Origin of the sequence: Sphaerisporangium rhizosphaerae (assembly GCF_042665155.1) — a bacterium.
GTDB lineage: Bacteria > Actinomycetota > Actinomycetes > Streptosporangiales > Streptosporangiaceae > Sphaerisporangium > Sphaerisporangium rhizosphaerae.
Genome location: NZ_JBHTCG010000010.1, coordinates 54846 through 74577, shown reverse-complemented (window position 1 = coordinate 74577; position 19732 = coordinate 54846). Strand labels below are relative to the sequence as shown.

Here is a 19732-nt window from a genome sequence, read left to right as displayed (position 1 = left end):
ATGCGACCGCCGCCTCGGACGCGGCCCGCTCAGATATGGCCCGCTCAGATATGGCCGCCCTGCGCGCCGCCGAAGCCGTCGCCCACCGAGGCCGCCAGCAGCAGGTACGCCTCCCGCGTGGCGGGCTGCAGCCGGTCGAGGTCGATCTCGGCGCCCTCCTCCAGGTGCGGGTCGTACGGCACCCTGATGACGGCACGGCAGCGCGCCGCGAAGTGCGCCTCCAGCCGGTCGAGATCGACGGTGGACTTCGACCTCGGCCGGACGCTGCACAACACGACCGTCGCGGCCTTGACCAGGTCGGCGTAGTGGTGCGCCTCCAGCCAGTCGAGGGTCGCCGACGCGGCCCGAGCGCCGTCCACCGACGGCGAGCTGACCAGAACGAGCTGGTCGGCCAGGCCCAGGACGCCCGACATGGCCGAGTGGAGCAGGCCGGTGCCGCAGTCGGTCAGGCAGATGGAGTAGAAGTTCTCCAGCACCTGCGCGACCGCCTGGTAGTCGGCGGCGCTGAACGCCTCCGACACCGACGGGTCGCGGTCGGAGGCGAGGATCTCCAGCCGCGAGGGCGCCTGCGAGGTGAAGGCGCGGATGTCGACATATCGCTTGATCTGCTGCCGCTCGTTGAGCAGGTCGCGCACGGTCGCCGAGGTCTCCAGCTCGACCTTGTCCGACAGCGTGCCGCGGTCGGGGTTGGCGTCGACGGCGATCACCCGGTCTCCGCGCACGGAGGCCAGCGTGGCGCCCAGCCCCACGGTCGTCGTGGTCTTGCCGACGCCGCCCTTGAGGCTGAGCACGGCCACGCGGTGGTGGCCCGTGGCGACGGGGGTGCGCGCCCGCGAGACCAGCTCGCGGCGGCGGCGCACCTCGGGCGACTCGCCCGGCTTGATCAGGCCCGCGGACGCCTTGAACACGATCTTGCGCCAGCCGCCCGCGGGAGCGTTCCTGCGCCCGCGCAGCAGGGACACCGGGTCGAGGCTGTCGGCCGTCGGCCGCACGCCCGTGACGCCCTTCGCGCCCGCCGCCTTGGCTCCCGGCTGCTGCCGCGCCGGGACGCCGAACGCCGGCTGGGCGGGCTGCGGCGTCGCGGCGGTCTGCCTGCGGCGCGGCCGGTACGGCTCGCGCTCCTCCGGAGCCTGGTCGGGCACCAGCGACTCGCCGGGCGGCGCCGAAGGGGCGTGCGTGGCGGCCGACGACCCGTGGGCCGACCGGCTTGGGGAGGCGGCGGGGAAGGCGGGGGCCGGGGCCGCCGGGGCGGCGGCCGGCGGCTCGGCGGCGGGGGGCGGCACGGCCTGCCGGCCCTCCTGCGGCGCGGGCAGGCCGAGGTTCTCGGTCGGCTGCTCGTACATCGGGCGCTCGACGCGGGGGACCACCACGTCGTCGGTGTCCGCGCCCGCGGCGAAGGCGTTGAAGCGCTCCTGCTCATGGTCGGGCTCGGACGGCTCGGCGGCGGGCACCGCGGCCTCCAGCCAGCCGCGCACCGGCTGCTCCGGGGCCGTGTCGGGCTCGGGGTCCTCACGCTGCTTGGACGGCTCGGCCTTGCCGCCGCCGAGCGGGTCCTTGGAGAGCCAGTCGGCGCTCGGCGCGGCGCCGGGCTTGTCGGTGAGCGGCCCGAAGGTGAAGCTGTCGGTGTCGTCGCTCACGGCCTCGGCGCCGGCGGCGGCCGAGACCCCGGCGCCGGAACCCTCAGGGGCCTCTGAGCCCGCCGAGGAGCCCGGGCGCTCGCCCAAGGCCCCGCCGGACCCGGCCGGACGCTCGCCGAACGCCGCGAACGCCCCCGTGCCCGAGGCCGGACGCTCGCCGAACGCGCCGGCGCCGGACGAGGAGAGCCCGCCGAAAGCGCCCGCACCCGACGACGACGCGGGACGCTCTCCGAAGGCGCCCGTGCCCGACGAGGCCGGACGCTCGCCGAACGAACCCGTATCGGAGGAGCCTGGACGCTCACCGAACGAACCCGTGTCCGAGGAGCCTGGACGCTCACCGAACGAACCCGCGCCCGGGGAGGCGGGGCGTTCACCGAAGGCGCCGGCCCCCGTCCCCGCGGGGCGCTCGAACGTTCCCGTGCCCGAGGACGGCGGGCGCTCGCCGAAGGCGCCGGCGCTGGAGGAGTCCGGCGGCGGTTCGGCCTTGGTGTCGGCGCGTGACAGCGGCTCGCCGGGCGCCGTGATCGGCGCGGCGAACGCGGGCTTGCCGGGCGCCGCGGACGGCGGAGGGTCCAGCGGGCCGGTCCAGGCGCCGGTGCCCAGACCCTGAGTCGAAGGCGGGCGCACCTCGCGCGTCTCGCCCTCGGCGCGCCCGGCGAGGCCGTCGTCGTGCTGCCCCGCGCCGTTCGCGGGGTCGCCCGCGGCGCGGAACAGCGGGGACGCGGGCGCCGGAGGCTCCGCGGGCACCATGCCCCACGGGTCCTTCGGGTACGGCGAGGCGGCGGTGTCGTCCGGGGTGACGCTCACCGCGAGGGGGGTGTCCTCGTTCTCCTTGATCGCGTCGAGCCAGGCGAGCTGCTCTTCAAGGGAATGAGGATCCTCACGATCGTGTCTTGCCACCGTGTTCCCCCTCGGGACTGGGCTAAAGGGGCAGCAAATAGAAGGAAGATTACCGCCCGCTATCACGACCAACGTGGTCAACCGCCGACTTGGCTACCCGGATAGTTTGGTCACATGCACGCGATCGCTGTTACCCGGCCCGGCGGACCAGAGGTGCTGGAGTGGCGGGAGGTCCCAGATCCCCGCCCCGCACCAGGGGAAGTGCTGATCGAGGTGGCCGCCGCGGGCCTCAACCGCGCCGACCTGCTGCAGCGCCAGGGGCACTACCCGCCGCCGCCCGGCGCGTCGGAATTCCCCGGCATGGAGTGCTCCGGAGTCGTCGCCGAGGTGGGCGAGGACGTCGAGGGGTTCCGGGCCGGCGACGAGGTGTGCGCGCTGCTCGCCGGCGGCGGGTACGCCGAGAAGGTCCCCGTCCCCTGGGAGCAGGTGCTCCCGGTGCCCGAGGGGGTCTCGCTGGTGGAGGCGGCGGCGCTCCCCGAGGTCGCCTGCACCGTGTGGTCCAACGTCTTCATGGTGGGCAGGCTGCGGCGCGGTGAGACGCTGCTGGTCCACGGCGGCGCCAGCGGCATCGGCACCTTCGCCCTCCAGCTCGCCAAGGCCTTCGGCTCCCGCGTCGTCGTCACGGCCGGCTCGGCCGACAAGATCGCGCGGTGCCTGGAGCTCGGGGCCGACGAGGCGGTCAACTATCGCGAGGAGGACTTCGCCGAGAAGGTCACGGCGGACGTCATCCTCGACATCATCGGCGCGAAGTACCTCGCCAGGAACATCTCGGCGCTCGCGACCGGCGGCCGGCTGGTGGTGATCGGGCTCCAGGGCGGCGCCAAGGGCGACCTCGACCTCGGCAGACTGCTGGCCAAGCGCGCCTCGATCCACGCGACCGCCCTGCGCACCCGTAGTGTCGCCGAGAAGGGCGTCATCGTCCGCGGCGTCCGCGATAACGTGTGGCCCCTGGTGGGCGCCGGTTCGGTCCGGCCGATCGTCCACGCGGTCATCCCCATGGCCGACGCGGCCCATGCCCACCGCGTGCTCGAATCAGGGGAGCACATCGGAAAAGTCCTGTTGGTCAGGTGAGCTAGGTTGAATGACATGAATGCTGAGGAGAGCACCCCGCACATCGTGGTCGTGGGCCCCAACGGTCTGTCGGTCGAGGGTGACGGCGGCGAGCAGCACGAAGAGCGCTCGGTCGCCGAGCTGGTGGAGCAGCCCGCCAAGGTGATGCGCATCGGCAGCATGATCCGTCAGCTGCTGGAGGAGGTCCGCGCGGCGCCCCTGGACGAGGCGAGCCGCAAGCGCCTGAAGGACATCCACCAGAGCTCCATCAAGGAGCTGGAGGACGGCCTGGCGCCCGAGCTGGTGGACGAGCTCGAGCGGCTCACGCTGCCCTTCACCGGCGACGACAGCGCGCCGAGCGACGCCGAGCTCCGCGTGGCGCACGCCCAGCTCGTCGGCTGGCTGGAGGGTCTCTTCCACGGGATCCAGACCACCTTGTTCGCCCAGCAGATGGCCGCGCGCGCCCAGTTGGAGCAGATGCGCCGAGCCCTGCCCGGCGGCATGTCCGGCGCCGTGGCCCCGGAGGACCAGCCCCACCGCAGTTCCGGTCCCTACCTGTAAGACCTTGTAAGACCTGTCAGCACGTGTGAGATCCCTCAGGCGATGCCGCGCGGCCGCCCCCGGCGTCCGGGGCCGCGGGGCGCGTCAGCCGAAAAGCTTCTCCAGGACGATGGCGACGCCGTCCTCGTCGTTGGCCGCCGTCACGTGGGTGACGGCGGCCAGCACGTCCGGGTGGGCGTTCGCCACGGCGTAGGACGTGCCGGCCCAGCCCAGCATCGGCAGGTCGTTCGGCATGTCCCCGAACGCGATCACCTCGGCCGCGCCGACGAGGTGCCGCTCGGCGAGGGTGGCCAGCGCGCTCGCCTTGGTCACTCCCTGGGCGCTCATCTCGATCAACGCCCGGCCGCTCGAATGGGTGGCCGTGAGCAGGTCGCCCACGATCTCGTCCACGAGGGCGTGCAGGATGTCGGGGTCCATGGAGCGGTGGAAGGCCAGCAGCTTCGCGCCCGGCCGGGAGATCAGCCCCGAGACCCCCATGCGGAGCCCTGAGACCTCTGTGCTGTCCCAGCCGCCGAGCCGGAAGCTCGTCTCATGGGCGAAGCCCCCTTCGTACTCCACGGAGAAGCTCAGGCCCGGGACGCGGTCCTTCAGCCGGCCGACGGCCTCGGACAGCACGTCGGGCTCGATGAGATGGGACTCGACGATGCGCTCGGCGTGCAGGTCGTACACCAGCGCCCCGTTGGCGCAGATGGCCAGCCCGCGGTTGCGCACCGCCCCGGCGACGTTGCCCATCCACCGGGGCGGCCTGCCGGTGACGAACACGAGCGTCGCGCCGGCCTCCTCCACGAGCGCGAAGGCGGCCGCGGTGCGGGGCGAGACGGTGCCGTCCGAGCGCAGGGCGGTGCCGTCCAGGTCGGTGGCGACGAGTCTGGGGCTGACCATAACAAGCTCTAGTTTGCCCTGTGTTGCCCCGAGCTCGGGTGTCAGCCCTGGGAGTAAAAGATTCTCGCCAGGAGGGGGGAACAAAGGCCCTCTGATGGTGTTAGATGTGGTGGCGTTGTATTAGCTGAACCCGATGTGCAGAACCAGCTTGACTGTCTGAGCGGCCCCGGGAAGCTGTGCGACACAACCCGGGGTTCGCGAGGTGTGAACCCCAAGATCAATTGCAGGGAGAGCTTTAATGGCTCAGGGAACCGTCAAGTGGTTCAACGCCGAGAAGGGCTACGGATTCATCGCCCCGGACGGTGACGCTCCGGATGTCTTCGTGCACTTCTCCGAAATCGTCGGCAACGGCTACCGCAGCCTCGAGGACGGCCAGCGCGTCGAGTTCGAGGTCACGCAGGGGCAGAAGGGCCCGCAGGCGTCGCAGGTCCGCGCCGTCTGACCACTGACACACAGAAGGCGGGGTTCGCGTCAGGCGAACCCCGCCTTCGTGTTTGTCCAGACCCGAACGTCCTGACAAACCGGACATACGTCTCAGACAGTATGAGAGTAAGCCGCTTATCCTCATCAGGGGATAAGCGGCTTACTCAGCAAGAAATGGCTACTTGACCGGCTCGAGGACGTCCAGTCCGACATAGGGCCGCAACGCCTTGGGGACCACGACAGAGCCGTCGGCCTGCTGGTGGTTCTCCAGGATGGCCACGATCCACCGTGTGGTCGCCAGGGTGCCGTTGAGGGTGGCGACGTGCCGGGGCTTCTCGTCGGTGTCCCTGTAGCGAACAGCGAGCCGCCTGGCCTGGAACTCGGTGCAGTTGGACGTCGAGGTGAGCTCCAGATAGCGGTTCTGCGTCGGCAGCCACGCCTCGCAGTCGAACTTGCGGGCGGCGCTCGACCCGAGGTCCCCCGCCGCGGTGTCGATCACGCGGTACGGCAGCTCGACCTTGGCCAGCATCTCCTTCTCCCACGCGAGCAGGCGCTGGTGCTCCTCGGCGGCGTCCTCCGGACGGCAGTAGGAGAACATCTCGACCTTGTCGAACTGGTGGACCCGGATGATGCCTCGCGTGTCCTTGCCGTACGAGCCCGCCTCGCGGCGGAAGCAGGACGACCAGCCGGCGTAGCGCCGGGGCAGCGACCCGCCGTCGAGGATCTCGTTCCAGTGGTAGGCCGCCATGGGCGCCTCGGAGGTGCCCACCAGGTAGAGGTCGTCGGCCTCCAGGCGGTACACCTCGGAGGCGTGCGAGCCGAGGAAGCCCGTGCCGGCCATCGCCTCGGGCTTGAGCAGCACCGGGGTGATCATGGGCGTGAAGCCGGCCTCGATGGCCTGCTGCATGGCCATGTTGAGCAGGCCGAGCTGCAGCCGCGCGCCGGCCCCCGTCAGGAAGAAGAACCGCGCCCCGGAGACCTTGGCGCCGCGCTCGGCGTCGATCGCGCCCAGCATCTCGCCCAGTTCGAGGTGGTCGCGCGGGGTGAAGTCGAACCGCGGCTTCTCACCGACCTCCTCCAGCACGACGTAGTCGTCCTCGCCCCCGGACGGGGCCTCCTCGATGATGTTGGGGACGGCCGTCAACAACTCGTCCAGCTCCTTGGCGAGCTTCTCGGCCTCGGCCTCCGCCCCCTTCACCCCGGCGGCGAGGTCTTTCGCGCGCGCGAGGAACGCGGCCCTCTCGTCGCCGGAGGACGAGGAGACCGACTTGCCCACGCTCTTCTGCTCGGCGCGCAGAGACTCATAGGCGGTCAGCGCGCTTCGGCGGCGCTCATCGAGGTCGAGCAGCGTGTCGACGACCGAGTCGTCCTCACCGCGGGCACGCTGCGACGCCCGTAGCCGGTCGGGGTCCTCACGAAGGGTACGCAGGTCAATCACGTAACAAAGGCTACCGATGTCCGAGCGGCGCTCGCGCGCCTATCGCCCCGACAGGTGACCCGTCACACCCGGCCGCGACGCGCCGCCGGGCGCGCCGTCACATCCCGCCGGTGCGGATCTTGTCGATCCAGCCGGAGGCCTCGGTGAAGTCGGACTCGGAGGTGCCGTGCTTGAGCTGCGGCGACACGCGGTCCGCTCGAGGGTAGCTGCCCAGGAATCGGACCTCGGCGCACAGCCGGTGCAGACCCGACAGCGCCTCGCCCACGCGGGCCTCGGCGACGTGCCCCTCGGCGTCGAAGTGGAAGAAATAGCGCCCGATGCCGTCACCGGTCGGCCGCGACTCGATGCGGGTCAGGTTCACCCCGCGCACCGCGAACTCGCTCAGCATCTCCAGCAGCGCGCCCGGGTGGTCGTCCCGCAGGAACGCCACCAGGGACGTCCGGTCGGCGCCGGTGGGCACGGGCGGCGGGCCCGGCCGCGCCACCTGGACGAACCGGGTGACGGTGTCGTCGCGGTCGCCCATGCGCGCGGCGAGTTCGTCCAGCCCGTAGTGCTCGCCGGCGATCGCCGGGCCGATGGCCGCGTCGTACGGAGAGTCCTCCATGGAGACCTCCAGCGCCGCGGCGGCCGTGGACGGCGCGGCCACCACCACGGCGTCGGGCAGCTCACGGGCCAGGAAGTTGCGGCACTGGGTGATCGCCGCCGGATGGGTGTAGACGCGCTTGATGTGCGTCATCTCGGTGCCCGGCCGCACCAGCAGCGAGAACTCCACCGGCAGCAGCAGCTCGGCGGTGATCAGCAGCGGATCGCCCCAGGCCAGCTCGTCGAGCGTGACCGTGATCGCGCCCTCGACGGAGTTCTCCAGCGGGACGACCGCCCCGTCGGCCTCCCCCGAGCGCGCCGCGTCGAGCGCCGCCGTGACATTGGCACAGGGCAGCCGCTCGGCATCCGGGGCGAGGATGCGCAGGGCGGCTTCGCAGAACGTCCCCTGCGGCCCGAGGTAGGCGATTTTCGGCATACCAGAAGGCTACCTGTCGCAGGTCACCGCCCACCTGGCATATTTACCGGTTTCTTGCCACGCCTTCCCCGAACGATCCGAAATGATCCGGAACGACCCCGCGTCCCGCGCCAGGACCCGGCCCGGAGACGGGCACCGCTAACGCCGGAGACGCTGCGGGGCGACATCGGGGCCGATGCCGAGGCGCGCGGCGCGGACCGCCTGCTCCTCCTCGGGGGACAGCGGCTGCAGCCCACGGCCACTGCGCACCGGCCGCGCGTACGTGCGGGTCTCGGTGCGGCCGTTTATCGAGGTGAGGACGATGCCGTCGCCCAAGCCGTCGATCATGGCCACCGAGAAGGACAGGCGGCCGGTCATCTCGGCCAGCGCGTCGTAGCGGAACACCGCCACATCGCGGATCGCCTTGACGTCGACCACGCCGTCGATCGCGCAGCGGCGGCCCAGCACGTCGAGGCAGTCTTCGACGGCGCCGCGCGCGCTGCGCAGCGCCAGCAGGCCGATCGCCACCCCGGTCATGCCGGCGATGCCGCCGATCAGCGCCATTACAGTTCCGAGCACATCACGAAGAGTAATGGATCAGTCACGGAATCGCACGCGAACCCAGACGCCGCCCATCGCCCGGGCTCGTTTCGTCCGGGCTGGTCTCGTCCGGGCTGGTCTCGTCCTGGCCGGGTTCGGCCGGGCCGGGTTCGGCCGGGCCGGAAACGCCGGCAGCGGCCGGACGGCGGCCGAGCAGCCACACCAGGGCGACGGCGCCGAGCCCGAAGGCGTCCTGGACGACGCGCCCCGCCACCGGGCTGAGCACCGGGATGCCGGCGGCGCGCAGCGACACCCCCCACCAGGGGATCGGCAGCACGTAGTACAGCCAGACTCCGGCCACGACCGCCGCCCCCGTCAGGCCGGACGACACGGAGGCTCGGGCGCCGGCACCGCGCCCATCGGCGGGCCCGCCGGCGAGGGCTCCGCCGGCCGGCGCCCCGCTGATCAGTGCTCCGCCGGCCAGTGAACCGCGGGCCAGCGGACCCTCGGCCAGAGGGCTGCCGGCCAGAGGGGTGCCGGCCAGAGGGGTGCGGTCGCCGAGTGCGCGGCCCGCGAGCGCGGCGAGGACCACGACCAGCCAGGCGAGATGGTGGATCCAGGCCACCGGCGAGACGAGCACCGCCATCAGGCCGGTCAGCGCCACCGCGGTCATCCGGTCGCCCCGCAGCAGAGCCTCCCGGGCGCGGCGGAAGCCGTACCAGGCCACCACGGCCACCAGCGCGAGCCAGATCAGCGAAGTGAGCCACCCCGGCAGGTAGAGCCGCAGCAGCATCCCGCGGATGGACTGGTTGGTGGTGGCGTTGTTCGCCCCGACGCGGTCGCCGTCGAGCAGGGCCGAGAACCAGAAGGACGCGGCATCGTGCGGGATCACCAGGAAGGGCAGCACCGTCAGCAGCGTGGCGGTGAAGACGGCCATGAAGAACGCCCGGCGCTGCTCGGGCACCGCGTCGCGCCCGAACCCCGTGACCAGCAGATAGACCAGGAAGACGCCGGGAGTGAGCTTGATCGCCGTCGCCAGCCCGATCAGCATGCCGCGCGGCCACCACGGCCGGCGCGCGACGCAGTCGGCCAGGCACAGCATGACCAGCAGGATGTCCACCTGCCCGAACCGGATCTGGTCGCGCAGCGGCATCAGGTACAGGCATGCCGCCGTCACCACGCCGAACACGACGGGCCCCGCCCAGGCGGGCCGCAGCCGCGCGAGCGGCTCACGGAAGCCGAACCAGGCCGTGACGCCCAGGCAGGCCAGCACGCCGGCCGTCCACACCCACTGGGCCGCGGGCCACGACATCACGGCCAGCGGCACGGCAAGCAGCGCCGCGATCGGCGGATAGGTGAACGGCAGGAGCTGCGGCGCCGGCGTGACCGCGTCGTAGACGGGGAGCCCGCGCAGGAGGCTCTCACCGCCCGTACGGTAGACGTCCAGGTCGACCAGGCGCTGGTCGGCGGGGTTGGTCAGCCAGTAACGCACCAGCGGGACCGCGGCCACCCCGATGATCAGCAGGGCGATCGGCCACCCCCACCACCGCCCGCGCCCCCCACCAGTCCTCACGACGTCGCAGGCTACCCCCTTCCCCACACCCCCCGCCGCCCACGCCGACCAGCACGCCCCACCACCAGTACCGCTCTCCGGCCGTGACCACCACCTGCACCGCTCTCCGGCCGGTGACCACCACCTGCACCGTGCTCCAGCCGTGACCCACCACCCGCACCGCTCTCCGGCCGTGACCACCACCTGCACCCTTCCCCGGCCGTGACCCACCGCAGAAGGCCACCGGCATCGCCCTGCCTCCAACCACTTCGGGGCGCCCGAGCGCCGGCCGTCCACAGGCCGATCGCACGTGGGAGAGGGGGGTCGGGGTTCTGGCTATGGTTTGCAGGGCGGAGGTGGTCGGCGCACGTGGAGGCGAGGTTCCCGGTGGACAAGCGAACGACGGTCCCAGGGGGCCGCGCGTCCGGAACCGGGCGGCGCCCCTGGCGGCTCCCGGCCGCAGCGCTGCTCGGCGCCATGGCCCTCGCCGTCCTGCCCACCACCGCCCACGCGAGAACAACGCCCCCGCAGGCCACCACCACACCTACCGAAACGACAGACACAAAGACCACCCACGCGGGCACAACGGACCTCCACGCCACCACCCACGCGGGAACAACCGGCCCCCAGGCCACCGCCGCCCATGCCGGGGCAGCGCACACCCAGGCCGTCCACGCGGAGACGACGAACACGCGCACAACCGCCACCCATGCGGGGACGGCCGGCCCGCGGGCCGCCGGGCGGGCGCAAATGGCGGACGCGCCGGCCGCCGGGGCCGGGGTGAGTCCTCGCGCGCCGGGTCACACCCGTACCGGCGGGGCTGCCACCGGGCGGGTCGTGCTCGTCGGGGTCCCCGGGTTGCAGTGGGCGGACATCAGCCAGAGTGGAACGCCCAACCTGTGGAAGCTCGTCGCGAACGGCGCTTCGGCGTCGATGTCGACCCGCGCCTACCCCCGGCCCGACCACGCCAGCACGTGCCCGGTCGCCGGATGGCTGACGGTGTCGGCGGGCAGGCGAGCCGGCTCGGCGGCGAGCGAGTGTGCGCCGCTCCCGGTTCCCCAGGTGAGCCCGGACGGCTCGGCGAGCGTGCCCGGCTGGCCGGCGCTGGCGTCGTTCAATGCCGCCACGTCCTACCGTGCGACGATCGGGTCCTTGGGCCAGGCCGTGCGCGACGCCGGGGGCACGGTCGCCGCCGTCGGTCCGGGAGCCGCGCTCGCCGCAGCCGACAAGACCGGAAATATCCAGCGATATGCCGATGATGCGGGATCGCTCGGTGACCTGAGCCGGTACAACCTGGTCGTCGTCGAAGCGGACGACCTGGCGCGCGCCTGGATCACCCGGCCGCCGGCCGCCGCTAACGCCCCCACTACTGACCTGGACGCCGACGCTCGCGCCCGAGCGGCCGCCGCGGCCGACGGCGCGATCGGCCGTCTGCTCCCCCTCGTGCCCCCCGGTGCCACCATCCTGGTCGCGGGCCTGTCCGACACCTCCACCAGCGCCCACCTCCACGTGGCGATCGCCCAGGGTCCGTCCCCGCAGGCTGAGCCGTACCGCCACGGCCACCTCACCGCCACCTCGACCCGCCAGGACGCACTGGTCGCGGTCACCGACGTCACCACCACCGTGCTGCGCCTGCTCGGTGCTCCGGTCCCCGCCGAGGCCGTGGGGCGCCCCTGGACCTCGGGTGGCTCGGCCCCGGACGACGTCTCACGCACCGTCACCGAACTGGCGGACGCCGATCTCGCCAGCCGGGTGCTGGTGCAGGTGCGGGCGCCGTTCTTCGCCGTCTTCGTCTCCGTCCAGCTCCTGTTCTACGGGCTGACCGCCCTGGCCATGCGCCGCCGCTGGCCCGGCTCAGGCATGCCGGCCACCACCACACTCCCTTCCACAAGCACGGGGCCAGGCACTGAACCGGACGCCGGACCGGGCGCTGGGCGGGACGGGAAAGCGGGGAGCGCTCCGGACGCGCGTGGGGTTCCCGTAGGGGCGCGTGCCGGCGCCGGTATCGGCGCGCGTCGCATGCTGCGCGGCTGGGCTTCATGGGTACCGGTCGCCACACAGGTCATGGCCGTGCTGAGCGGGGCCGTGGCCGTGTCCACCTTCCTCGCGCAACTCGTGCCCTGGTGGAGCCTGAGCCGTCCGATGACCGCGCTCATCGTGACGATCATGGTGTTCACCGGCCTGCTGGCCGGCCTGGCGTTCGCCGGGCCCTGGCGGGCTCACCCGCTCGGGCCGCTCACGGTCGTGGCGGCGGTGACCTCGCTCGCCTTGCTGGCCGACGTGGTGACCGGCTCGCGGCTCCAGGTCAACGCGGTCACCGGGTACGAGCCGGTGACCGGCGGCCGGTTCTACGGTTTCAGCAACATCGCCTTCGCCGTGTACGCGACCGGCACCCTCCTCGCGCTCGCCGGGGTGGCGCAGGTGCTGGCCGAACGGGGCCGGCGCGTGCTCGGCCTGTCGGTCTGCCTCGGGTACGGGTTACTGGCGATCTTCGCCGACGGGTGGCCGGGGTGGGGCGCCGACTTCGGCGGCGTCCCGGCGTTCGTGCTGGGGTTCGCGGTGTTCATGCTGCTGTTGTCCGGGCGGCGGGTCACGGTGGTCAGGCTGGCGGCCGTCGCCGTCGCCGGTGCCGTGCTGATCGGCCTCATCGCGGTGGCCGACTGGCTGCGGCCGAGCGACCAGCGCACCCACCTGGGCGCGTTCGTCCAGCAGGTGGCCGACGGGGAGGCGCTGCCGGTCGTCGGCCGCAAAATCGGCGCGATGCTCGGCACGCTCGGCAACTGGCAGCTCACCGTGCTGTCGCTGGCCGCCCTGGCGTTCCTGTTCCTCGTCCTGGCCAGGCCGTCGCGGTGGGGGGCCCCGGCACTCGGGCTGGCCTACGCGCAGGCGCCGGCGCTGCGGGCGGGGCTGTTCGGCGTGCTCACCACGGCGCTGGCCGGGTTCCTGGTCAACGACTCGGGCATCGCGATCCCGGCCATGGCGCTCACGGTGGCGGTGCCGCTGACCCTCGCCGCGTCGATCCGCGCGCTCCAGAGGTCAGTGCCCACCACGCCAGAGCGACCGTCAGCGCCAGCAGGATCCACGGCACCACCTGGGACCGCAGCACCGTGACGAGCAGGTTGTGCAGGTCCTGCGGCTGATACTCCTGGCGGGCCGGCAGGTAGGCCGCCGAGAGCACGGCCAGCCGCGCCACCAGGAAACCGTCCAAGAAGGTCGCCGGGACGGCCGCCAACAGCGCGAACCCGAGCCCGTCGTACCAAGGCAGGGCATAGGGCGTCGCGAACAGCCAGGCGGCCACAACGACGACCGCGACCCCGGCTTCTTCCCTCCAGATCGCCCGTGTCTCTTCTCTCCAGGCACCCCGCGACCCACCATCGGCTTCGGCACCGGCAACCCGCGAAAGCGACCCATCCTCGTCCCCGCCGTCCGCCACCCGCGAAAGCGACCCATCCTCGTCCCCGGCCTCCATCACCCGCCGGAGCGGCCCGCCGTCGTCCTCGCGGCCTGCCTTCTGCTGGGGCAGGTCCCGGGCGCTTGCCGTACGCGGGAGCAGGCCCGTGGTCAGGCCGTACGGCTCCCGCAGGGCCCGTGACAGCGTGAGGGCGAGGAAGACCAGGAACGCCACGGACCCCACCTGGATCCAGACCCGGTACCCCCCCGACCCGAAGGTCGCCTGTAGTCCGCCCAGGACCACGTGCCACGGAGAGGCCAGCGAGATCGACTTGGTGGCGTGCAGGACGGGGTCGAGGGCGTGCGGCCCGGCCAGGGCGTACGCCGCCAGGACGGTCGCCGTCGCCGTGCCGGCCACGACCGCGAGCGACCTCGGACGCGACCGCAGCGCCCATGCCGGCCCGAGCGCGACCAGGCCGGCGTTGGCCTTGACCGCGATGCCCAGGCCGAGCAGCGGCCCCGACGCCCAGCGGCGCCCGCTCGCGCCGGCGGCCAGAGCCGCCACGACCAGGGCGATGGCGAGGGTGTCGACGTGCATTCCGGCGACCAGTTGGTAGATGACGGGCGGGTTGGCTGCCCAGAGCAGCGCGGCGCGCGCCTGCCGGGACCGGTCTCCGCGCACCGTGCGGTGCAGCAGCCACGCCGTCACGACGAAGGCGGCGGCGTTGACGGCGGCGAGCGCGAACACCGTCAGCCGCACCGAGCCGCCGCCGGCCAGCGCGGCCAGCGCCTGCACGGCCGTGGCCACCGGCCCGTAGACGCTCGGCTCCTCCTGCCACGGACGCTCGACCGCGGCGGCCAGCGGGTCGCCGGGCAGGGTGTCCGCGCCCATGGCGTACGGGTCGTGCCCGAGGACGGCCATCCGGCCGTAGGCCGCGTAGTTGAGGTGGTCGGCCGATCCGGAGGGCGGCAGGAAGGCCAGCACCACGGCGGCCAGGCAGCCGCCGAGCAGCAGCAGACGCGGATCGGGCGCCCACCCGCGCCGCAGGGCGAGCAGCCCGGCCGCCAGGCCGGCGGCGCCCAGCAGCACGGCCAGCGCCTCCATGGCGATGACCAGGTGGTCGCCCGGCCTCAGGGAGAGCGAGTACGGCGGCTGCCACCCCGGCCCGGGAAGCGGCGGCACGGCGGCCGAAGGCCCGAGCGCGCCGATGGCGACGGTGACCAGGACGCTGAGCGCGACGCCCGCGACGGCGACGACCGCCAGGACGCCGGGCGCGGCGCGCGTGGCGCTGACGCCCCCCCACCCTTCACGGCCCACCGGCCCGACCCGAGTCACCGCACGATTCCAGCACATCCCCGCCCCCACCCGAGCCACCTCTCACCGAACCCCCGGACCCGCCCGGACATCGGTAACGCGGCGGCACTGCTCACGCCGAGACAGTGGCCACGCAAACGACACCGGCCACGGAACCGGCACCAGCACCGGCATCGGCATCGGCATCGGAAGCGGCACGGAAGCGGCATCGGCCACGCCGGGACACTGATCACGCAGATCGCGGGCGGTGATGGTCATGCGGGTGTGGTGGAGATCAGCGGCGGGGGCCGCGTACAGCGCTTGCGATGTCAGCGACGACTCGCTCGCGAGCGGTGTTGGTCATGCCGGTGTAGTGGAGATCAGCGGCGGGGGCCGCGTACAGCGCTTGCGATGTCGGCGACGACTCGCTCGCGGGCGGCGATGGCAAGCGCTACGTCCCGGAACTGGCGAGCCCGGTGGATCTGGGCGTGCCAGTCGGTGCCGGTCGCCCGGTGGGACATCTCGACCTCGACCTCCATGACGCGAAACCCTTTGCGCACCAGGTCGATCGTCATACCGGTCTCGACCCCGAACCCGTGCGCGAGCGGGCGGGCCGCCTCGAAGGCCGCCCGGGTGAGGCACCGCTGCCCGTTGAGCGGCTGGCCGGCCTCCCAGCCCGAGGCACGCCTGATGCCCTCGCGGGCGAGACGCACGACGAAGCCGTGCCCGCCCAGCTTGACCCGGGTGGCGAACCTGGCGATGGTCATGTCGGCGGAGCCGGCCCGCACCGGTTCGACCAGCGGCGCGGCGCGGCCGGCGGTCTCGGCGAGGTCGGCGTCCAGGAACAGCAGGTGACGAGCCCCCTGCTCGTCGAGGAGACGCACCGCCTCGGCGCCGCTCTCCATCGCCGCGGCCTTGCCGCGGTTGCGGCTGTGGCGCACGACGCGCGCCCCCGCCGCCTTGGCCACCCGGCCCGTGGTGTCGGCCGAGCCGTCGTCGACCACCACGACGAGGTCGACGCCCGGGATGGCCAGCGCCGCGGTCACGGTGGCGCCGATGCGGTCGGCCTCGTCCTTGGCCGGGATGATCACCGCGGTGTCGGGCTGTGCGGATGGGTCGCTCATCGCTCCTCGTCCGGTCGGCTGCCATGTGACGGTCGACCGACGCTAGCACCGATCAGCGCCGGCGCGAGGCCCCGTCACGCCCCTTGTGCAGTGCCACGCCCGTATCACCGAGCCCCAGCCGACCCGTGCGCGGCCATGCCGTAACCCGGTGCGAGCCCCTGCCGGAGCTTCCACGCCAGACCCCGCCAAGCCCTTGCCCGGACAATCCACGCCAGACCTTGCCAGGGCCTCCATGCGAAACCCCGCCGAGGCCCTACCGCGGCCCCCGTGCCAGACCTTGCAGGACCTGCCGAGCCCTCGTGCGAGTCCCTGCTGGACCTGCCGAGCCCCCGTCCGAGACCCTTCGGGGGACTCCCGCCGGGACCATGCCGAAGGCTCCCGCCGCGTCCCTTGCCGGGATTCCAGGTGCGAACCCTGCCGAGATCCCGCTGGGTCCTACATACGAGCCCAGTCGGACCGCCGTGGCCCCTGTGCGGGGTCCTGTTGGACCTTGCCGAGCCCGTGCGGGACCTCCTGCGGGACCCGCATGCGACTCCCGGCGAGACCCTGATGAGGACCCCCGCCGAGAGCCCTGCCGGGACTCCCGCAAGCACCCCGCCAGAACTCCCGCAAGCACCCTGCAGGGACTTCCGCCGAGAACCTGCCGGGACTCTCGCAAGCACCCTGCAGGGACTCCCGTCGGGGACTCTGCCGGGGCTTTCGCCGAGACCTCGTTGAGACCGGGGCGAGACCTGGGTTGAGGCTCGCCGGGGTCCCCGTGCAGGGGGCCGCGGTGGGAGGCTCGGCCGGGGCCCTGTGCTGAGGGCACGGCTGCGCTGCGCGCGCGGTCACGTCCCGCCGGCCGGGCCGGGGGCCAGGGCGGCGGGAGGTGGCGGCGCGGTCAGCCCGGGTGTTCGGCGGTGAGCAACTCGGCCGGGATGGTGTCGTGCACGGTGAACACCGAATCCAGCCCCGTCACCTGGAGGATCTTGCGGACGGCGGGACGCGGCGAGGCCACCTCCAGCACGCCGCCGCGTTCTCGCATCCTCTTGAGCGCGGACAGCAGGACGTTCATGCCGGTGGAGTCGCAGAACTCCACGCCGGACATGTCTATGACGACCCTGTCGGGCCCGGTCTCCAGCAGGCGGGCGAACTCCGCCTGGAGACGAGGCGCCGTATATAGGTCGATTTCGCCGGCGACCGTCAAGATGGCGTGTCCGGCATGTGATCGAGTCGAGACCTTGAGCTCCACAGCGGGCACACTAGCGCCGTACCGCCCCCGGGTCACGCTCTACCGCTATAACCGAAGAGTCGTCCGCCCTTTGTTCCCCGTTTCGGCCTCATGGAAACGCTCCGTGCGCAAAGCTTGACGCTATGCGACACCGGCTCGGCCGGAAGGGGGGGAGGCCCGGAACCTCCGCGTCCGGTCGTCACTTCGAGAGGGAGGGACGGGCGTGGAGCGTGACGAGCCCGACATCGCCGATGAACAGTGACATACCCGAAGATCCTGGACGACAATGCATGCGCGAGCGGCTGGAGAGCATTCTCGCCCGCACCGAGAAGGCGCGCGCCTGGGGAGCCGCCGCCCTCCCGCTGCAGTCATTGCTCAACCGGGAAGGCTACGTTCCGATCAAGACGCGGCTCACGGTCGACGACCTCGACCTGCTCATGGCCGCGCGCGAGGAACTGCTGTGCTTCGCCGAGCTGGGCCTGCGCCTGCTCGACCTGCACCAGCCCCGTGACGCCGGCGGCATCACCAGCGACGCCGCGCATCCGATCCTGCGCTGCCGCAGCTGCATGTGGCGCTGGCCGTGCCCGACGTTCCGCGCCATGTCCGACGCGCTGGAGTCCCTGCCGCCCGCCATGCCGCGGGAGGAGGCCGTTCCGGCCGGCGTCCCCCTCGGCGGCTTCTCCGATGTGGACGCCCCCGCCCCGCTGGAGGCGGTCGCGCCCGGCCGCCCGGTGCCCGCGCACCTGTGAACCGCCGGCGCGCCCGTCCGGTCAGGCGGTCGACTCCGAGATGGGCAGGCTGATCTCGAAGCGGCAGCCCGGGCCGTCGTTGACGACCGCGATGGCGCCTTCGTGGGCCTCCACGATGCCGCGGGCGATGGCGAGGCCGAGGCCGGCGCCTCCGTCCTTGCCCGGGGTGCGCGCGGTCTCGCCGCGGAAGGCCACGTCGAAGACGCGCGGCAGGTCGTCCTCGGGGATCCCGCCGCAGCAGTCGGCCACCGACAGCCGCACGGTGCGCTCGTCGGCCTCCGCCCGCACCACCACGGCGCCGTCCTCGGGGGTGTGCCTGATGGCGTTGACGACCAGGTTGCGCAGGGCGCGCCCGAGTTCGGCCGCGTCGGCGTAGATCGGCAGCACCGGCTCGGCCTCGCCGGTCAGCCGCACGCCCTTGGCCTTGGCCAGGGCCTCCACGCCCGCGAGCGCGTCGGCCACCAGGTCGCCGAGGCCGACGCGGTGCGGCGAGAGCCGCAGCGTGCCGGCGTGGATCCGCGACAGCTCGAACAGGTCGTCCACCATGTGCGACAGGCGGTCGACCTCGTGCCTGATCTGGTTGTGGTAGCGGCGCACGGTCTGGGCGTCCTCCACGACGCCGTCCTCCAGCGCCTCGACCATGGCGCGCATGCCGGCGAGCGGCGTGCGCAGGTCGTGGCTGACCCAGGCCACCAGCTCGCGCCGCGCCCCTTCCAGGGCCCTCTCCCGTTCGCGTCCCTCGCGCAGCCGCTCGTACGCCTGCGCCAGCGCCTCGGCGATGGTGGTGAGCTCGGCCGGTAGCGGGCCGGCGGGCGGGACGAAGTCGCTGGAGGGGCTGACGTCCTCCACGGCCGCGACCAGGCTCCGGCTGGCGGCGACGACCTGCCGGGCCACCGCCAGCGCGACGCCGAGGCCGACGAGCCCGGCGACGGCGACGACGGTGAGCACGACGTTCTTGGGGTGGCCGTCGATGATCATCTCGATGGTGATGGCGACCACGCCCGCGAGCGTGGCGGCGACGGTCACGACCGCGACGACGGCCAGCATGACGCCGATCGACCGGCCGCGCAGCAGCCGGAGGACTGCGAGGCCCAGCCCGGCGATCACCAGTCCGAGGCCGCCGGTGACGGCGACGATCTGCAGGATCATCCGAGGCCGCCTCCGCACCGGCACGTCGACGGACGGCCCAGGAACCGGCCCGCCCCGGTCACGAGTCCTCCGTGGTGGGCGCGTCGTCCACGGGCTCGTACCGGTATCCGACCCCCCACACGGTCACGATGCGGCGGGGCGCGGCCGGGTCGGGCTCGATCTTCTCGCGCAGGCGGCGGACGTGGACGGTGACCGTCGAGGTGTCGCCGAACGACCAGCCCCACACCTGGTCGAGCAGGGCGGCGCGGCTGAACGCCTGGCGCGGGTTGCGCATGAGGTGGGCGAGCAGGTCGAACTCGCGGGCCGTGAGGGTGATCTCGCGTTCTCCGAGGCGCACCTCGTGGGCGCCCACGTCGACCAGCAGGTCACCGTCGCGCAGCACGCCCGTCCCGGAGGTGACCAGGGCCCCTCGGGCGCGCCGCAGCACCGACTGGACGCGCAGTGCGAGCTCGCGCGGGCTGAAGGGTTTGGTGACGTAGTCGTCGGCGCCGGTCTCCAGGCCCACGACGCGGTCGATCTCCTCGCCGAGGGCGGTCAGCATGATCACCGGGACCGGCCAGCGTTCGCGCAGCTTCTTGCAGACCTGCAGGCCGTCCATGCCGGGGAGCATGAGGTCCAGGACGAGCAGGTCGGGCGGGTCGGCGAGCGCCCTGCGCAGCGCCTCGGCCCCGTCTCCGACGCTCTCGACGGTGTGCCCGTCACGTTCCAGGTATCTGACGACGACCTCGGCCACGGTCGGATCGTCGTCGACGACGAGGATGCGCGGCGGGGAAGCGGTACTCATCATCGGCCCCCCAGCTCGCCCAATTTGTCACATTTTATCGCCACAAAGCACC

Annotated in this window: 15 protein-coding genes and 1 pseudogene; 5 read left to right on the top strand and 11 right to left on the bottom strand. The window is 72.9% G+C overall.

From position 1 onward, the window contains the following. Positions 1-44 precede the first annotated feature (44 nt). Positions 45-2537: a nucleotide-binding protein gene (locus tag ACFQSB_RS17095; protein ID WP_380827524.1), complete on the bottom strand. Its 2493-nt coding sequence runs from the start codon at positions 2535-2537 to the stop codon at positions 45-47. A gap of 114 nt (positions 2538-2651) precedes the next feature. Here ACFQSB_RS17095 and ACFQSB_RS17090 point away from each other — a divergent pair, with 114 nt between their 5' ends. Further along, positions 2652-3608 (top strand): NAD(P)H-quinone oxidoreductase, encoded by a 957-nt coding sequence (locus tag ACFQSB_RS17090; RefSeq protein WP_380827522.1) that lies wholly within the window; start codon positions 2652-2654, stop codon positions 3606-3608. 15 nt (positions 3609-3623) lie between these two features. After that, positions 3624-4148, top strand: a complete 525-nt coding sequence (locus tag ACFQSB_RS17085; protein ID WP_354924677.1) for a bacterial proteasome activator family protein — start codon at positions 3624-3626, stop codon at positions 4146-4148. Positions 4149-4232: 84 nt separating this feature from the next. Here ACFQSB_RS17085 and ACFQSB_RS17080 read toward each other — a convergent pair whose 3' ends face one another. After that, positions 4233-5030 carry an HAD family hydrolase gene (locus tag ACFQSB_RS17080; RefSeq protein WP_354844071.1) on the bottom strand — a complete coding sequence of 266 codons (798 nt, stop codon included), beginning with the start codon at positions 5028-5030 and terminating at the stop codon, positions 4233-4235. A gap of 238 nt (positions 5031-5268) precedes the next feature. Here ACFQSB_RS17080 and ACFQSB_RS17075 point away from each other — a divergent pair, with 238 nt between their 5' ends. After that, positions 5269-5472, top strand: coding sequence for a cold-shock protein (locus tag ACFQSB_RS17075; protein WP_189164413.1), 204 nt, complete (start codon positions 5269-5271; stop codon positions 5470-5472). A 159-nt stretch (positions 5473-5631) separates the two neighbouring features. Here the strand turns inward: ACFQSB_RS17075 and serS are convergent, their stop codons facing one another. The 4 genes from serS to ACFQSB_RS17055 all read right to left on the bottom strand — a co-directional run bounded on the left by serS (position 5632) and on the right by ACFQSB_RS17055 (position 10001). After that, the gene (serS, locus tag ACFQSB_RS17070) at positions 5632-6891 is read right to left on the bottom strand and encodes a serine--tRNA ligase (protein ID WP_380827520.1); all 1260 of its coding nucleotides are present in this window, start codon (positions 6889-6891) and stop codon (positions 5632-5634) included. A gap of 97 nt (positions 6892-6988) precedes the next feature. Beyond that, a complete protein-coding gene (gene pheA / locus ACFQSB_RS17065) occupies positions 6989-7909 on the bottom strand; it encodes a prephenate dehydratase (RefSeq protein WP_354844064.1) in 921 nt (306 codons plus the stop codon). 138 nt (positions 7910-8047) lie between these two features. After that, positions 8048-8467, bottom strand: coding sequence for a DUF4446 family protein (locus ACFQSB_RS17060; protein ID WP_380827518.1), 420 nt, complete (start codon positions 8465-8467; stop codon positions 8048-8050). A gap of 22 nt (positions 8468-8489) precedes the next feature. After that, positions 8490-10001 (bottom strand): glycosyltransferase 87 family protein, encoded by a 1512-nt coding sequence (locus ACFQSB_RS17055; RefSeq protein ID WP_380827517.1) that lies wholly within the window; start codon positions 9999-10001, stop codon positions 8490-8492. 729 nt (positions 10002-10730) lie between these two features. Here ACFQSB_RS17055 and ACFQSB_RS17050 point away from each other — a divergent pair. After that, positions 10731-13091: a hypothetical protein gene (locus tag ACFQSB_RS17050; RefSeq protein WP_380827515.1), complete on the top strand. Its 2361-nt coding sequence runs from the start codon at positions 10731-10733 to the stop codon at positions 13089-13091. Positions 13092-13569: 478 nt separating this feature from the next. Here the strand turns inward: ACFQSB_RS17050 and mptB are convergent. The 3 genes and pseudogenes from mptB to ACFQSB_RS17035 all read right to left on the bottom strand — a co-directional run. Next, positions 13570-14475, bottom strand: a pseudogene (gene mptB / locus ACFQSB_RS17045) (polyprenol phosphomannose-dependent alpha 1,6 mannosyltransferase MptB); the annotation flags it as partial. A 569-nt stretch (positions 14476-15044) separates the two neighbouring features. After that, positions 15045-15788 carry a glycosyltransferase family 2 protein gene (locus ACFQSB_RS17040; RefSeq protein WP_380827513.1) on the bottom strand — a complete coding sequence of 248 codons (744 nt, stop codon included), beginning with the start codon at positions 15786-15788 and terminating at the stop codon, positions 15045-15047. An 880-nt stretch (positions 15789-16668) separates the two neighbouring features. Next, positions 16669-17019, bottom strand: coding sequence for an STAS domain-containing protein (locus tag ACFQSB_RS17035; protein ID WP_354844049.1), 351 nt, complete (start codon positions 17017-17019; stop codon positions 16669-16671). Between the two features lie 269 nt (positions 17020-17288). Between ACFQSB_RS17035 and ACFQSB_RS17030 the strand changes: the two genes are divergently transcribed. Continuing rightward, entirely contained in the window at positions 17289-17747 is a 459-nt protein-coding gene (locus tag ACFQSB_RS17030) for a hypothetical protein (RefSeq protein ID WP_380827511.1), read from the top strand. A 21-nt stretch (positions 17748-17768) separates the two neighbouring features. Here the strand turns inward: ACFQSB_RS17030 and ACFQSB_RS17025 are convergent, their stop codons facing one another. Together ACFQSB_RS17025 and ACFQSB_RS17020 are read right to left on the bottom strand one after the other, a co-directional pair. Continuing rightward, positions 17769-18896 carry a sensor histidine kinase gene (locus ACFQSB_RS17025; RefSeq protein WP_380827509.1) on the bottom strand — a complete coding sequence of 376 codons (1128 nt, stop codon included), beginning with the start codon at positions 18894-18896 and terminating at the stop codon, positions 17769-17771. Between the two features lie 58 nt (positions 18897-18954). After that, positions 18955-19680, bottom strand: a complete 726-nt coding sequence (locus ACFQSB_RS17020) for a response regulator transcription factor (protein WP_380827508.1) — start codon at positions 19678-19680, stop codon at positions 18955-18957. Between the last annotated feature and the right edge of the window lie 52 nt (positions 19681-19732).

Coding starts and splice junctions, on each gene's coding strand:
- ACFQSB_RS17090 (WP_380827522.1), top strand. CDS start 2,652: ATGCACGCGATCGCTGTTACCCGGCCCGGCGGACCAGAGGTGCTGGAG.
- ACFQSB_RS17085 (WP_354924677.1), top strand. CDS start 3,624: ATGAATGCTGAGGAGAGCACCCCGCACATCGTGGTCGTGGGCCCCAAC.
- ACFQSB_RS17080 (WP_354844071.1), bottom strand. CDS start 5,030: ATGGTCAGCCCCAGACTCGTCGCCACCGACCTGGACGGCACCGCCCTG.
- ACFQSB_RS17075 (WP_189164413.1), top strand. CDS start 5,269: ATGGCTCAGGGAACCGTCAAGTGGTTCAACGCCGAGAAGGGCTACGGA.
- pheA (WP_354844064.1), bottom strand. CDS start 7,909: ATGCCGAAAATCGCCTACCTCGGGCCGCAGGGGACGTTCTGCGAAGCC.
- ACFQSB_RS17050 (WP_380827515.1), top strand. CDS start 10,731: ATGGCGGACGCGCCGGCCGCCGGGGCCGGGGTGAGTCCTCGCGCGCCG.
- ACFQSB_RS17040 (WP_380827513.1), bottom strand. CDS start 15,788: ATGAGCGACCCATCCGCACAGCCCGACACCGCGGTGATCATCCCGGCC.
- ACFQSB_RS17030 (WP_380827511.1), top strand. CDS start 17,289: ATGCGCGAGCGGCTGGAGAGCATTCTCGCCCGCACCGAGAAGGCGCGC.
- ACFQSB_RS17025 (WP_380827509.1), bottom strand. CDS start 18,896: ATGATCCTGCAGATCGTCGCCGTCACCGGCGGCCTCGGACTGGTGATC.
- ACFQSB_RS17020 (WP_380827508.1), bottom strand. CDS start 19,680: ATGAGTACCGCTTCCCCGCCGCGCATCCTCGTCGTCGACGACGATCCG.